The sequence below is a fragment of the Pseudomonas sp. DW-iso17 genome (assembly GCF_058725345.1).
In genome coordinates, this window is sequence record NZ_JBZXEA010000032.1 from 475,470 (window position 1) to 489,868 (window position 14,399).

Here is a 14,399-nt window from a genome sequence, read left to right on the forward strand (position 1 = left end):
GCGTCCGTACCCCTCTGTCAATTGAGTCAGGTCCTGACTTCGGTTGTCGGCACATCAGGTGTGCCGGCAACTTGTTCAATGACGGTGGCGGTATCTTCCAACCTCTCTCGCCACTTACCGTAATAGGGGATGTTGTGTTGAGCTTGGTTGCCTGCGCTTTCCAGCTTGGCATCCATCTCTTGCTGATCGACACCAAACAGCTTGCCGATACGGTTGTCGCGGTTCAATTCAAGCAACGTTCCTTTGACGGGGTCTTTCGCGATGGTTTCGATGGAGTGGGCTATGTCTTCAGGAACACCCAGCGCTTTCAACGCGGTGGCGAGGCCATGCCCAGGACTTCTGAGTTGCTTCAGGAATTCGTCGTAAAGACCGTTTAGATTATTGGCACCCACATTGCCCAAGGAAACACTGGCTATTTTTTTGCGGAACGCATTGAACGTCATGGGTTCAAGCGGTTTGTTTTCGTTCAACCCATTTTGAACGAAATAGAATCTGCGCTTCTTGGCGCCCATTTTTTGTCCGTCGCCGTGCAAGTTTCCATAAGCGTCGTAGCTATAGACGATGGCTTCTCCATCTGGCCGATATCCGACATAAAACGCCTTGCCATCGGGTTCCAGTTTATAGAGCTGCGTTCGCACCAGCCCGTCGACCTGAGCAGGTGGGATCGAAGTGTCCTTGTTTAAACGCTCGAAGATATCCCCCTTCTCATAACCAAAACTTCCCACCACTGCATTGCTATCGCCATCAGCGAACATGCCAAATTTCTGGTTGACCCGCTCCTCCTGCTTGGGCGCTTGATCATTGGCAAAATGCTTCGTAAATCGCTTGCGCTCAATCGGATCATTGGCCACGTCTTTGAGCCAGTCCGTCATCTGCTGCGCATTATCGAACTCATGAAACGAGGTCACGTCGTCTTCCGGCATGTACAGGACGAAATTAGGCCCCTCTTCTGTAAGCGGCACCCGCTTGATCATTATCAGGTCGTTGGACTGAACACCATCAACGGCAAATGTCGAGACCTGCACCCCTGGACTTCCCGGTTTGTTGGGTGACAGCGCGGCCTCCGTCAGTTGATGCGCTTTGGCGGTGAGTGTGTTGCCCACATACTCGGTTTCACTGTCATCGAGAAACTTTTTACGCGCCTGATCGACCGGGTCTGCATTACCGGCTGAACGAACATTGCGCACAGGCCGTATCTGCTCGGTTGATGTAGATGGGCCAATCGGGCGTTGAAGGGGAGGAGAATTCACATTCATAAGAGGGCCTCTTGATATTGGACACGCAGGGATTGTCTGCGCCCTACCCTCTGAGTGATATTTCAAGAAACGTCTGTTCCCAATAAACCACAGGCCATTTGCAACACGCTGCATCAGGCACAAAACAGCCCGGTAAAAACCGGGCTGTTTTGCTTTAGCCTGTCGATCAATCGGCGGTCAGCACACCACGACGCACCTGGTCGCGCTCGATCGACTCGAACAGCGCCTTGAAGTTGCCCTCTCCAAACCCATCGTCGCCTTTACGCTGGATGAATTCGAAGAACACCGGGCCCATCAGGGTTTCCGAGAAGATCTGCAGCAGCAGGCGCTTGTCACCGGCAACCGACGAGCCGTCCAGCAGGATGCCGCGCGATTGCAATTGATCCACTGGCTCGCCATGGTTCGGCAGGCGACCTTCGAGCATTTCGTAGTAAGTGTCTGGCGGCGCGGTCATAAAGCGCATGCCGATCTTCTTCAGCGCGTCCCAGGTCTTGATCAGGTCGTCGGTGAGGAACGCTACGTGCTGGATCCCCTCGCCATTGAACTGCATCAGGAACTCTTCGATCTGCCCGGCGCCCTTGGACGACTCTTCGTTCAACGGGATCCGGATCTGGCCGTCCGGCGCGCTCATGGCCTTTGAGGTCAGGCCGGTGTACTCGCCCTTGATATCGAAATAACGCGCTTCACGGAAGTTGAACAGCTTCTCGTAGAAATTGGCCCAATAGATCATGCGCCCGCGATAGACGTTGTGGGTCAGGTGGTCGATGACCTTCAGGCCAGCGCCTACCGGATGGCGGTCAACGCCTTCAAGGTAGACGAAGTCGATGTCGTAGATCGAGTTGCCTTCGCCGAAACGGTCGATCAGGTACAACGGCGAACCGCCAATGCCTTTGATCGCCGGCAGGTTCAATTCCATCGGGCCGGTGTCGATGTGGATCGGCTGGGCGCCCAGTTCCAGGGCGCGCTTGTAAGCCTGCTGCGAGTCCTTGACCCGGAACGCCATGCCGCACACCGACGGGCCGTGCTCGGCCGCGAAGTAGGAAGCGAGGCTGTCGGGTTCGTTGTTGAGGATCAGGTTGATCTCGCCCTGGCGATACAGGTGCACGTTCTTGGAACGGTGGGTGGCCACTTTGGTGAAGCCCATGATCTCGAAGATCGGCTCCAGGGTGCCCGGGGTCGGCGAGGCGAATTCGATGAATTCAAAGCCCATCAGGCCCATTGGGTTTGCGTGTTGGTCGGTCATGTTCGATGCCTCATCATTCTTGTAGGTAGCAATTGTTTAGTTGCGAGCAAGGATGAGGCTGGAGGGTGGCGCACAAGAAAGGCCTCGCACGCTGCGGGCGAGAAAGTCACCAAAGATGAGGGGGGAGCCAAGTAGCTTCATGGTGTCATCAGTCTCTGACGGCCGAGGCTTGCGTGAGCGCAAGTCCATATTCTTGTATGCGTAAACTGATTCTACACAGCGTAACCGGGTTTGTCCGTAGTCTTATCAAATCCCCATTACCCTGCCCTGCGCAAGGGGTTTGTTACACAGGTAGATGCCCAGCAGGATGACCGCCCCCCCCACCAACATCGCCATCGTCAGCGGTTCGTCCAGCAGCACCGCGCCGCAAATGACCGCCGTCAATGGGTTGAGCGCGATGAACACCCCGGACCGTGTGGCGCCTATGCGACGAATGCCATCGTAATAGCCGATATACGCCAGCGCCGACCCCATCACGCCCAGGTACATCAGGCTGAGCAGTTGCGGCAGATCAATAGCGTGCAGCCCTGCCATGGTCACGCTGGGTGAAACCAGCGCCGTAACGCTTAGCATCAGCGTGCCCAGCAGCACCGACCAGGTCACGGTCTGCAACGGCCCCAGGCTCTGATTGAGCCCACGGGAGAACAGCGTGTAAACGCCCCACCCCGCCACGCAACCGAGGATCAGCAGGTCACCGGCCCAGGCCATGGTCGCGCCCTGCAATGCCTGGGGATTGCGACTGATGATGACGGTCGCCGCGCCTGCCAGGCACAACGCGATACCGATACATTTGATGCGGCCCAGGCGCTCCTTGAACAACCACCAGGACGCCAGGCCGATCACCGCCGGGTTCAACGCGACAATCAACGAGGCGCGTGACGCATTGGTGTACTGCAGCCCATAAAAGAAGCACAGGTTGTAAAAGAAAATCCCGAAGAACCCCAACACCGCCAATTGGCCCCATTGGCGCGTGCTGGGGCGCACCAGGGCCGTGCGCGAAGCGGCCATGAACAGCAGCAATGCTGCGCTGGCCAAGGTGAAACGCAGAGTGGCGGCCAGCAGCGGGTGGACCTGATCAGCCAGGTAGCGCCCTGCGACAAAGGTGCCGCCCCAGATCATGGTGACAGCGGCAAGCTTCAGATAAGTGAGGCCATCGGCGACGTGACGCATAAGGCGGTGCTCAGGTGAGGGACGAATGGGCGTATTCTTTGGCTAATCACTTCTCATCGTAAAATGAGCCTTTACTCATGACCCTGACCCAACTGGAAATCTTTTCTCTGGTGGCCGAACTGCAAGGTTTTACCAGTGCGGCGCATCGCCTGGGTATCAGCCAGTCGGCGGTGTCCCACGCGATCAAGGCCTTGGAGCAGGAACTGGGGGTGGAGTTGTTTCGGCGCCATCAGACGGCGGTGGAACTGAGCGAAATCGGCGCACAATTGCTGGGACGCGCCCGGGCCATGCTGGGGCTGGCCAACACCTTGCAGCAGGAAGCGGCGGATGCACGCGGCATGAAGCGTGGCACGCTGCGTATCGGCTCGTTCGGGCCGACGGCGTCGGTTCGGTTGTTGCCGCCTATCCTCAGGCGCTTTCGCCAGGTTTATCCGGGTATTGAAGTGCATGTGGATGAAGGGCCTGATCGCCAGGTCATTCAGTGGCTGGATGAGCGCCGGGTGGATATCGGTTTTGTGGTGCTGGAGCAGGAACGCTTCGATACGGTCGCGTTGCTGGAAGATCAACTGGTGGCGCTGCTACCGGCCGGGCACCGGTTGGCCGCCCTTGAGGCCGTGCCCCTGCAAGCGCTCTGCGATGAACCCTTTATTCTGACTGAAGCCGGCTCGTCGGAGCTGGTGATGCGCTTGTTCAGTCAAGCCCGATTGCAGCCCAAAGTCCGGTACCGCTGTGCGCAGTTGCTCAGTACGTTGGAGGCGGTCAGTCGGGGCGATGGTTTGAGTGTGGTTGCGCAGGCCTCCTTGCCGGAACATAGCGACTGGCGTTATGTGGCGTTGCCATTGGCGCCGCAGGTCCCACGCCGGATCGGACTGGCGGTGCTGGATCGACGACAGTCCTCCCCGGCTACCCTGGCATTCATCGAGCTGGCGCAAGGGTTGTACCCCTCGCTCACTTAGTGACCTGGCTATGCGCAGCGTCCTCTCATGCGTCGCACCCTACATAGTCACCCAATGTAGTGAAACGCAGCGTCGGCGACACCCTCCACACTCTGTACTTCAACGGACTTTGCGGGTTCGGGCGGGGGCGGTGCCTGATCCCCGCCACCACTGACCGAACGGCGAGGTCAACCCGCTTGAAACAAGTGAGCAGGCCTGCGTAATGCCATCTATCATCGGCTTATCTCACTCTTTTTCTCGCGACTGACTGCCCCTATGCCCCTGACTGTCAAAGGCCCACGAAGCCGAGCCGCACGCTATTTCATCAGTGCAACCAGCGGCGTGTTGCCCATCTTGCTGGGGGTTGTGATTCTGTACTGGCAAGCCGAGCGCACCCTTGAGCAAAGCACGGCGCAAACCGCTCAAGAAGCGGTGCGCCAGTTCGACCTGATGCTCGACAATACCGCCATCGCTGCCCAGGCTTTGCTGCCGCTGGCCGGTAAACCTTGTGACAGCAGCGCCAAGTTGGCGCTACGTGAACAAGTCACGCGCCGGCCGTTTGTGCGGGCCACGACGCTGTCCTGGCAGAAAAACATCTATTGCAGCTCGTTGTTTGGCGGTCGCTACCAATCGCCCGTCAACCCGGACGACTATGTGGATGGGCGCCTGTGGTTGATGAAAGGTAACCCCGTTACACCCGATACCGCCCTGCTGGTGTACCGCCTGGTGGAAGGCGATCAAGGCGCGTTTGCCTCGGTTGACGGTTACCACCTCACCAACGCCTTGCGCTTGATCAGCCGTTACGCGTACTTGGTATTGCAAGTCGGCCCGAACTGGCTGGGGGCCGACGGCAAGGTGCATCAAGGCGCGTTGCCGGTATTTGCCGTGGCCCCACAACGCCTGGCTTCCGAGCGCTATCGCTACAGTGTCGAAGCCGGGATGCCCCAGGGTGAAGTCTGGCGCTACATGCAGGCGCGGTATCCGGCGCTGTTCAGCCTGGTGGTGTTTTTCGGCATATTGGCGGGGCTGCTCGCTCACTGGCTGCAAAAACGCTCGTCCGCGCCAACCCACGAGTTACAACGCGCCTTGGGCGCCAATGAGTTCATCCCGTATTTCCAACCGGTGGTACGGGGTGACACACGCCAATGGGCCGGCTGTGAGGTGCTGATGCGCTGGAGGCATCCCAAAGAAGGCCTGGTGCGCCCGGACCTGTTTATTCCCCTGGCCGAAGACTCTGGCCTGATCGTGCCGATGACCCGCGCCCTGCTGCGCCAGACCGCCGCGCAACTGGCGCCCCACGCCGCACGTTTCAGCCCCGGCTTTCATATCGGCGTGAACATCACTGCACGCCATTGCCAGGACATGGCGCTGGTGCAGGACTGCCAGGAATTTCTGGCCGCGTTCCCACCCGGCCAGGTCACCCTGGTGCTGGAGCTGACTGAGCGGGAGCTGATCGAACCCACCGAGACCACCCGCCGGCTGTTCGAGGCCCTGCATCAACTGGGCGTCATGATCGCCATTGATGACTTCGGCACCGGCCACTCCAGCTTGGGCTATTTGCGCAATTTCAATGTCGACTACTTGAAGATCGATCAAAGCTTTGTCGCCATGATCGGTGCAGATGCGCTGTCGCGGCATATTCTCGACAGCATCATAGAGTTGTCGGTCAAGCTGGATCTAGGCATTGTTGCCGAAGGTGTAGAAACAGCCCAACAGTGTGAATACCTCGTGGCCCAAGGCGTGGATTTCCTACAGGGTTACCTGTTTGGCCGACCATTACCCTGCGATGAATTCATTAAATCCTTGGGGATCGTTGAATAGCCTTGCGCGGTCTACGATGAAAGATTGGTCTTTCTTTAAAAGACATGATTTACTCGGAATGAATTAACTACTACAATTTTTTCTGCCTGTGCAGAACTCGCAGAAGGGTCTTTTTCGTTGACGTGGCTTAACGTTCTTGGCTTATAGCTTTGTCTGCAGTTGATATCCGCAACTACATTATTGGAGTACAGATTTTGTCCAGACTCGCCGAATTTCGCGCAGCAGAAAAAGCCCTTCAAGAGCAGCTTGCACAGCTGGAATCTTTGAAGAATGACGCTGGCTTGAAGAAAGAAATCGAATTCGAAGAAAAGCTCAAGACGCTGATGGGCAAATACGACAAAAGCCTGCGCGACGTGATCGCTATCCTCGACCCAGCGCCACGCAAAGGCGGCGCACCGGCCGCCGCCGCGCCAAAACAGCGCCGCGCACGGGTGGTCAAGGTTTACCACAACCCGCATACCGGCGAGCTGATCGAGACCAAAGGTGGCAACCACCGCGGCCTTAAAGCCTGGAAAGAACAGTACGGCGCTGCCACTGTAGATTCCTGGCTTCGCGGCTGAAACATGTACTAAAAAAAACCCCCGCATGCGCGGGGCTTTTTTTGCTCTAGCGGTTCGGAATCGAATTTAACTTAGCGTTCACATTGTTCACATTCGCTCAGCTTGAGCGGGTCAAAGTTTCAGACTGTTACGCACCGAACTGATTTCCTCCTTGCTCGCCTCGTACGCTTGCGCTTGGCCCGCGTATGAAAATACATAGGCCTTATCGACATCCAGCGCACCGACTAATGTTTGCGACAATACGTGTCGACCGTTCTCGGTAATCACACAGGTAGTTTCCAGCGCGTCAAGCCGACTCAATGTCGTGGGGTGCATTTTGCTGCACACGCTTTGATAACCGCCACGGGCAAAGTCTTTCTGGATCGACTTGCGCATCTCCAGCAACACGCCGGGAAGATTAACTTTATGGCCGGTTTCTATCGGCGTCCCGGTCAACTCCATCACCATCAACGTGGCGCCATTTTCATCATTCTTGATCGCTCGCTGCCGGGACACTGCTTGGGGTTTGGCAGGGAGTTCGCCGTCAGGCACGACTTCTTCGACCTGCCAACCGCTGGGCCAATGGACCTGCGGGTCAGCTGCCAGCACAAACGGGCTGCCCAACAACACGCACACAGCACTCAACAGCGGCCTACGAAACTCGATCATTGCAAAAAACACCCAAGGTTCCAGCCGCAAAGTGTGCGGCCCGGCGCGCGCTGACCGCAAGGGTTTAGCGCGCTTTTTCATTTGGCGCAGCCGGTGCGCCTTGCGTATCATGGCCCGCCTGCATGGAGGCAGGCCGCAAGCCAATGGACCGCTCATCTCACATTTTTTCTGGAGGGCCCATGAGCCTGCACGAATTGAACACCTTCCCGGGCGTCACTGCCCAACCCGACAACGCTACGGCAAACTTCGTGTTCAACCACACCATGTTGCGGGTCAAGGACATCACCAAGTCGCTGGACTTCTACACGCGCATCCTGGGTTTCTCCCTGGTCGAGAAACGTGACTTCCCGGAAGCCGAATTCAGCCTGTACTTCCTGGCCCTGGTGGACAAGGCCCAGATCCCGGCCGACGCCGCCGAGCGTACCCAATGGATGAAATCGATTCCGGGCATCCTCGAACTGACCCACAACCACGGCACCGAAAACGATGCCGACTTTGCCTACCACAACGGCAACACCGACCCACGCGGCTTTGGCCATATCTGCATCTCGGTGCCGGACATTGTGGCGGCGTGCGAACGTTTCGAAGCCTTGGGCTGTGATTTCCAGAAACGCCTGACGGATGGCCGCATGAAGAGCCTCGCGTTCATCAAGGACCCGGATGCCTATTGGGTTGAGATCATCCAGCCGGCGCCGATGTAATAAGCACTGCGTGACGCGGAGCGTCACCGGATGCATTCCCCCGCGGAGCGTGGGAACGAGAATCCCGCGCCGGGCGTGGGAACGAGAAAAACCCCATGATCGCTCATGGGGTTTTTCATTTTCAGCCCAGGATTACGCCGGAGCAGAGGTGCGGATCAAGTGATCGAACGCGCTCAACGAAGCCTTGGCGCCCTCGCCTACTGCAATCACGATCTGCTTGTACGGCACGGTGGTTACGTCACCGGCGGCGAACACGCCAGGCAGTGAAGTCTCGCCACGGGCATCGACAATGATCTCGCCGCGCGGCGACAGCTCTACCGTGCCTTTGAGCCAGTCGGTGTTGGGCAGCAAGCCAATCTGCACGAAGATGCCTTCCAGGTCGATGGTCTTGAACTCACCGCTGTCGCGGTCCTTGTAGGCAAGGCCGGTGACTTTCTGGCCATCGCCTTTGACCTCACTGGTCAATGCACTGGTAATCACATCCACGTTCGGCAGGCTGTAGAGCTTGCGCTGCAACACGGCGTCGGCGCGCAGCTTGCTGTCGAACTCAAGCAAGGTGACATGGCTGACGATACCGGCCAGGTCAATGGCCGCTTCCACGCCGGAGTTACCGCCGCCGATCACCGCCACACGCTTGCCTTTGAACAGCGGGCCATCGCAGTGCGGGCAGAAGCACACGCCGCGGGCTTTGTATTCCTGCTCACCGGGCACACCCATCTCTCTCCAGCGGGCGCCTGTGGCCAGGATCACGGTCTTGGACTTGAGGGTCGCACCGCTTTCGAAGCGAATTTCGTGCAGCTCCCCGGCATTTTTCGCCGGTACCAGGCTGCTAGCGCGTTGCAGGTTCATGATGTCCACATCGTACTGACGCACATGGGCTTCCAGCGCACTAGCCAGTTTCGGCCCTTCGGTTTCCTGTACCGAGATAAAATTCTCGATGGACATGGTGTCCAGTACCTGGCCACCAAAGCGTTCAGCCGCCACACCGGTACGAATACCTTTACGTGCCGCGTAAATGGCAGCCGAGGACCCGGCGGGGCCACCGCCAACCACCAGGACGTCGAAGGCGTCCTTGGCGCTGATTTTTTCCGCGGCTTTCTCGATACCGCTGGTGTCGAGCTTGGCGAGGATTTCTTCGAGGCCCATGCGGCCCTGGCCAAAGTTGACTCCGTTCAAGTAGACACTCGGGACCGCCATGATCTGGCGCTCATCGACTTCAGCCTGGAACAGCGCGCCATCAATCGCAACGTGGCGGATGTTCGGGTTCAGCACGGCCATCAGATTCAGCGCCTGGACCACGTCCGGGCAGTTCTGGCACGACAGCGAGAAGTACGTCTCGAAGCTGAACTCGCCTTTGAGGGCGCGGATCTGTTCAATTACTTCGACACTGGCTTTCGATGGGTGGCCACCCACTTGCAACAGGGCCAGCACCAACGAAGTGAATTCATGGCCCATAGGGATGCCGGCGAAACGCAGGCTGATCTCAGCACCCGGGCGATTGATGGAGAACGATGGCTTGCGCGCATCATTGCCATCGGTGTTCAGGGTAATCAGCGTTGAGAGGCTGGTTACGTCCTGCAAAAGAGCAAGCATTTCCTGGGATTTCGCACCGTCGTCGAGGGAGGCGATGATCTCGATCGGCTGGGTGACCCGTTCCAGGTATGACTTCAACTGAGCTTTAAGATTGGCGTCCAACATACGGGCGATTTCCTGTTCATTCGGTTTATTGCAGGCAAAAAAACGCCCGAGCGACTCTCGCCCGGGCGTTTTGAGGGCGGATGCAGCTTACTTAAGTGCGGATACCCGCCCTTGATACGCGTTCACAGACTTAGATCTTGCCGACCAGGTCCAGAGACGGCGCCAGAGTGGCCTCGCCTTCTTTCCATTTGGCTGGGCAGACTTCACCCGGGTGGGCAGCGACGTACTGAGCGGCCTTGATCTTGCGCAGCAGCTCGGAAGCGTCACGACCTACACCGCCGTCGTTCAGCTCAACGATCTTGATCTGACCTTCCGGGTTGATCACGAAGGTGCCGCGGTCTGCCAGCCCAGCCTCTTCGATCAGCACGTCGAAGTTACGGGAGATGGTCAGGGTTGGGTCGCCAATCATGGTGTACTGGATTTTGCCGATGGCTGGCGACGTGTTGTGCCAGGCAGCGTGGGCAAAGTGGGTGTCGGTAGAAACGCTGTAGATTTCGACGCCCAGCTTCTGGAATTCGGCATAGTTGTCAGCCAGGTCTTCCAGTTCGGTTGGGCAAACGAAGGTGAAGTCGGCTGGGTAGAAGAAGACAACCGACCACTTGCCTTTCAGGTCAGCGTCGGTCACATCGACGAAGCTGCCGTTTTTGAAAGCGGTGGCTTTAAACGGTTTTACTTGGCTGTTGATGATAGGCATCGTTGACTCTCCGTCAGGGGTTAAGAAGTTGATGAGGTGAATCCTACCGGCTCTTACGGTCGATGGCTCATTGGCAAACCTGATGCTGACGATTGGGTTTCTCTATCAGGTGACGCTATTAATAGAAAAAATCTCAAATCAGCGGTTGGGTTGCCAGGGTCATGCCCAGAAACGGCGTCGCTTCAACATAGCGCATCGCAGATTTCATGTCGTTCCAGCCGACGTAACTCATCAGGGACTTCAAATCCCAACCACTGCGATGCGCCCAAGTGGCAAAGCCCCGACGCAGGGAGTGGCTGGTGTATTGATCGGCGGGGATGCCTGCGCGCTCAAGGGCCTGGCGCAATAACGGGATCACACTGTTGGGATGCAAGCCCTCCTCACCCAGGTTGCCCCAGCGGTCGATGCCGCGAAACACCGGGCCGCGCACCAAAGCCGAGGCGCTGAGCCACTCGCTATAAGCCTGCACCGGGCACAGCCGGAGCAACGCTGGGGTCTGGTAGGTTTTGCCGAGGTTGTCACGGTCACTTTTGCTGCGTGGCAAGTACAGGCTAATGCCTGCGCCTGGCACGGCCTGCACGTGCTCGATGCTTAATCGGCACAGCTCATCACTGCGAAAACCCCGCCAGAAGCCCAACAGAATCAGCGCAGCGTCGCGCTTGGCCCGCAGCAAGCGCGGCTGGTCGTGATGCTCGCTGGCCTGTTTGGCTTCAATGTCCAGGGCGGCGATTACTTGCTCCAACTGCGTGAGCTGCAAAGGCTCGGCCTGCCGCTCCCGCACCGGGTGCAAGGCGCGGATGCCCTTGAGCACCTTGCGTACCACCGGCGCCTTCGTCGGGTCGGCAAACCCTTGGCTGGTATGCCATTGCGCCAAGGCCGAGAGCCGCAGTTTCAAGGTGTTGACTGCCAACACCCCGGCATGCGCCACGAGGTAGCGCGCCACGCTGTCGCTGGTGGCCGGCAGGAACCCTCCCCAACTGACTTCGAAATGCTCGATGGCCGCGCGGTAGCTGCGGCGCGTGTTGTCGCGGGTGGCAGCGTTGAGATATCGGTCCAGGTCGCTCATAGGCGTCTTTTCGTACCGCTGACGGGTGAATGGCTGATGAAAATGCTTATGACACGGGATAATACGTCAATATCCCATCTGTTAAATCATGAATTTCAACGAGTTTTTAATCATGTTATAGTATGTATATACATACCATGTACCACAGTACTTAATCGACGGAGACCCCATGGCTCGCGGTGGCATAAACAAAGCAGTAGTGCAAACGGCACGCCTGGCGATCCTCGCCCGTGGCGAAAACCCCAGCATCGATGCGGTGCGTATCGAAATGGGTAATACCGGCTCGAAAACCACCATTCATCGCTATTTGAAAGAGCTGGACGGAAGTGAGACGCGCCAGACCATCACCCAAGCGCCGATCGACGATGAGCTTGGTGAACTGGTCGCACGCCTGTCCCAACGCCTGAAAGAGAAGGCCCAAGAGCCGATCGACCTGGCCCTGGCGCAATTCGAGCAACAAAAAGCCGCCCTGCTCGCCCAGTTAGAAACCCTGGAAGAAGCGCACACCCAACTCAAACAGCAATTTGATATCCAGGCCGCTGCCCTCGCTGAAGAAAGCGCGGCGCTGCAAACCGCCAGCACCAGCCTGCAGACCGAGCAAACCCGTAACGCCGGGCTGAGCCAGGCGTGCAGCGACTACGAGCTAAGGCTCAACGACAAAGACGAGCAGATTCGCTCACTGGAAGAAAAACACCTGCACGCCCGCGATGCGCTTGAGCATTACCGCACTGCCATCAAGGAGCAGCGTGAACAGGAACAGCGTCGCCATGAGGGCCAGTTGCAACAGGTACAGGCCGAATTGCGTCAGGCCCAGCAAAGCGCTCTGGTGCGCCAGGACGAAATCACCCAACTGCATCGCGACAACGAGCGCCTGCTGAGTGAGCAGCGAGTGACAACCAAGGAATTGAATACGCTGCAGGAGCACGCTCGCCAGGACCAGGCGCTACAGTTGAAACTCAAGGAACAGCTCAGCAAGATCGACAGCGAGCGCACCCTGCTCCAGGAGCGCCTACGGGTTGCCGTGCTGGACAGCCAATCGCGCCAAGCGTCACTGCTTGAATATCAGCAGCACAACAAGGCGCTTGAGCTGGACCTGATCAAGGCCCAGGCAAGCATCGAAGGCCTGCGCCTGGCGACCGTCGTTGCAACGCTGCCAGAGGCAGCAGAGCCAAGCTGATCAGGGCGCCACAGGCGTGCGCATGGTGACGAATTCTTCCGCCGCCGTAGGATGCACGCCGATGGTTTCATCGAAATGCTGCTTGGTCGCGCCCGCCTTGAGCGCGATCGCCAGCCCTTGCACGATCTCACCCGCATCCGGGCCGACCATGTGGCAACCCAACACTTTGTCGGTGTCGGCGTCGACCACCAGCTTCATCAGGGTCTTTTCCTGGCAATCGGTCAGGGTCAGCTTCATCGGCCGGAACCGGCTTTCAAAGATCTGCACGTTGTGGCCATTTTTGCGTGCATCCTCTTCAGTCAGGCCGACTGTGCCGATATTCGGCAGGCTGAACACCGCCGTCGCGATATTGGCGTAATCCACCGGGCGGTATTGCTCGGGCTTGAACAACCGCCGCGCCACGGCCATGCCTTCAGCCAGGGCCACCGGCGTCAGCTGCACACGACCAATCACATCGCCAATCGCCAGGATCGACGGCTCGGCGGTCTGGTAGAGATCATCCACCGCGACGAAACCGCGCTCGTCCAGTTTGACCCCGGTATTTTCCAGGCCCAGGTTATCCAGCATTGGACGGCGGCCAGTGGCGTAGAACACGCAATCGGCTTCCAGCACGCGGCCATCCTTCAAAGTGGCCTTAAGGCTGCCGTCGGCCTGCTTGTCGATACGCTCGATGTCGGCATTGAACTGCAAGTCCAGGCCGCGCTTGGTCAGCTCTTCTTGCAGGTGTTTGCGCACCGAACCGTCAAAGCCGCGCAAGAACAGATCGCCGCGATACAGCAATGACGTTTGGGCGCCCAAGCCGTGGAAGATGCCGGCGAACTCAACGGCGATATAACCACCACCCACTACCAGCACGCGCTTGGGCAGCTCTTTAAGAAAGAATGCCTCATTGGAGCCAATGGCGTGTTCGCGCCCTGGAATCTCAGGGATCTGCGGCCAGCCGCCGGTGGCGATCAGGATGTGCTTGGCAGTGAAGCGCTCACCGTTGATCTCCACCTGATTGGCATCGACCAGGCGTGCATGCCCTTCATGCAGGGTCACGCCGCTGTTGACCAACAGGTTGCGATAGATACCGTTGAGGCGGTTGATCTCACGATCCTTGTTGGCGATCAGGGTCGCCCAATCAAAGTTCGCCTCACCCAGGGACCAGCCAAAGCCGCTGGCCTGTTCAAAGTCTTCGGCAAAATGCGCGCCGTACACCAACAGCTTCTTTGGCACGCAGCCGACGTTCACACAGGTGCCACCCAGGTAGCGGCTCTCGGCCACCGCCACCTTGGCGCCAAAGCCTGCGGCAAAGCGCGCCGCGCGAACACCGCCGGAACCGGCGCCAATTACATACAGGTCAAAATCGTAGGCCATTTCACTCTCCTCGGCAGGACACCAGCATACCGACTTACATGGGGCTAAAAAACGAAAAAGCCACCCGAAGG

General features: G+C 58.2%; 13 protein-coding genes. 5 read left to right on the plus strand and 8 right to left on the minus strand.

Translation table 11 applies throughout. The features are described from left to right. Window positions 1-26: 26 nt before the first annotated feature. From AC4PS6_RS20250 to AC4PS6_RS20260, 3 genes are all read right to left on the minus strand, one after another. Complete coding sequence (locus AC4PS6_RS20250; RefSeq protein WP_336826682.1) at window positions 27-1,187, minus strand: dermonecrotic toxin domain-containing protein; 1,161 nt, start codon at window positions 1,185-1,187, stop codon at window positions 27-29. Window positions 1,188-1,422: 235 nt separating this feature from the next. After that, entirely contained in the window at window positions 1,423-2,499 is a 1,077-nt protein-coding gene (hppD, locus tag AC4PS6_RS20255; protein WP_014718504.1) for a 4-hydroxyphenylpyruvate dioxygenase, read from the minus strand. 246 nt (window positions 2,500-2,745) lie between these two features. Continuing rightward, on the minus strand, window positions 2,746-3,669 hold the full coding sequence (locus tag AC4PS6_RS20260; protein ID WP_060767795.1) for a DMT family transporter: 924 nt from the start codon (window positions 3,667-3,669) through the stop codon (window positions 2,746-2,748). A gap of 77 nt (window positions 3,670-3,746) precedes the next feature. Here AC4PS6_RS20260 and AC4PS6_RS20265 point away from each other — a divergent pair, with 77 nt between their 5' ends. The 3 genes from AC4PS6_RS20265 to AC4PS6_RS20275 all read left to right on the plus strand — a co-directional run bounded on the left by AC4PS6_RS20265 (window position 3,747) and on the right by AC4PS6_RS20275 (window position 6,985). Continuing rightward, window positions 3,747-4,625 carry a LysR family transcriptional regulator gene (locus tag AC4PS6_RS20265; RefSeq protein WP_014718506.1) on the plus strand — a complete coding sequence of 293 codons (879 nt, stop codon included), beginning with the start codon at window positions 3,747-3,749 and terminating at the stop codon, window positions 4,623-4,625. A gap of 255 nt (window positions 4,626-4,880) precedes the next feature. Then, a complete protein-coding gene (locus AC4PS6_RS20270; RefSeq protein WP_020302760.1) occupies window positions 4,881-6,425 on the plus strand; it encodes an EAL domain-containing protein in 1,545 nt (514 codons plus the stop codon). A gap of 194 nt (window positions 6,426-6,619) precedes the next feature. Continuing rightward, window positions 6,620-6,985 carry a histone-like nucleoid-structuring protein, MvaT/MvaU family gene (locus AC4PS6_RS20275; protein ID WP_014718508.1) on the plus strand — a complete coding sequence of 122 codons (366 nt, stop codon included), beginning with the start codon at window positions 6,620-6,622 and terminating at the stop codon, window positions 6,983-6,985. A 111-nt stretch (window positions 6,986-7,096) separates the two neighbouring features. Here AC4PS6_RS20275 and AC4PS6_RS20280 read toward each other — a convergent pair whose 3' ends face one another. Next, complete coding sequence (locus AC4PS6_RS20280; RefSeq protein ID WP_032872390.1) at window positions 7,097-7,633, minus strand: DUF4946 domain-containing protein; 537 nt, start codon at window positions 7,631-7,633, stop codon at window positions 7,097-7,099. 179 nt (window positions 7,634-7,812) lie between these two features. On the opposite strand from AC4PS6_RS20280, the gene gloA reads away from it, so the two are divergent. After that, window positions 7,813-8,334, plus strand: a complete 522-nt coding sequence (gene gloA / locus AC4PS6_RS20285) for a lactoylglutathione lyase (RefSeq protein ID WP_003191301.1) — start codon at window positions 7,813-7,815, stop codon at window positions 8,332-8,334. Window positions 8,335-8,466: 132 nt separating this feature from the next. On the opposite strand, the gene ahpF is transcribed toward gloA, so the two are convergent. The 3 genes from ahpF to AC4PS6_RS20300 form a co-directional block, all read right to left on the minus strand. Beyond that, window positions 8,467-10,032 (minus strand): alkyl hydroperoxide reductase subunit F, encoded by a 1,566-nt coding sequence (gene ahpF / locus AC4PS6_RS20290; RefSeq protein WP_020302758.1) that lies wholly within the window; start codon window positions 10,030-10,032, stop codon window positions 8,467-8,469. A 130-nt stretch (window positions 10,033-10,162) separates the two neighbouring features. Continuing rightward, window positions 10,163-10,726: an alkyl hydroperoxide reductase subunit C gene (gene ahpC, locus AC4PS6_RS20295; RefSeq protein ID WP_003191303.1), complete on the minus strand. Its 564-nt coding sequence runs from the start codon at window positions 10,724-10,726 to the stop codon at window positions 10,163-10,165. A 133-nt stretch (window positions 10,727-10,859) separates the two neighbouring features. Continuing rightward, entirely contained in the window at window positions 10,860-11,792 is a 933-nt protein-coding gene (locus tag AC4PS6_RS20300) for a site-specific integrase (protein WP_108538532.1), read from the minus strand. 169 nt (window positions 11,793-11,961) lie between these two features. On the opposite strand from AC4PS6_RS20300, the gene AC4PS6_RS20305 reads away from it, so the two are divergent. Then, complete coding sequence (locus tag AC4PS6_RS20305) at window positions 11,962-12,969, plus strand: DNA-binding protein (RefSeq protein WP_492180948.1); 1,008 nt, start codon at window positions 11,962-11,964, stop codon at window positions 12,967-12,969. On the opposite strand, the gene gorA is transcribed toward AC4PS6_RS20305, so the two are convergent. Continuing rightward, window positions 12,970-14,328: a glutathione-disulfide reductase gene (gorA, locus tag AC4PS6_RS20310; protein WP_336826629.1), complete on the minus strand. Its 1,359-nt coding sequence runs from the start codon at window positions 14,326-14,328 to the stop codon at window positions 12,970-12,972. Window positions 14,329-14,399: the final 71 nt, after the last annotated feature.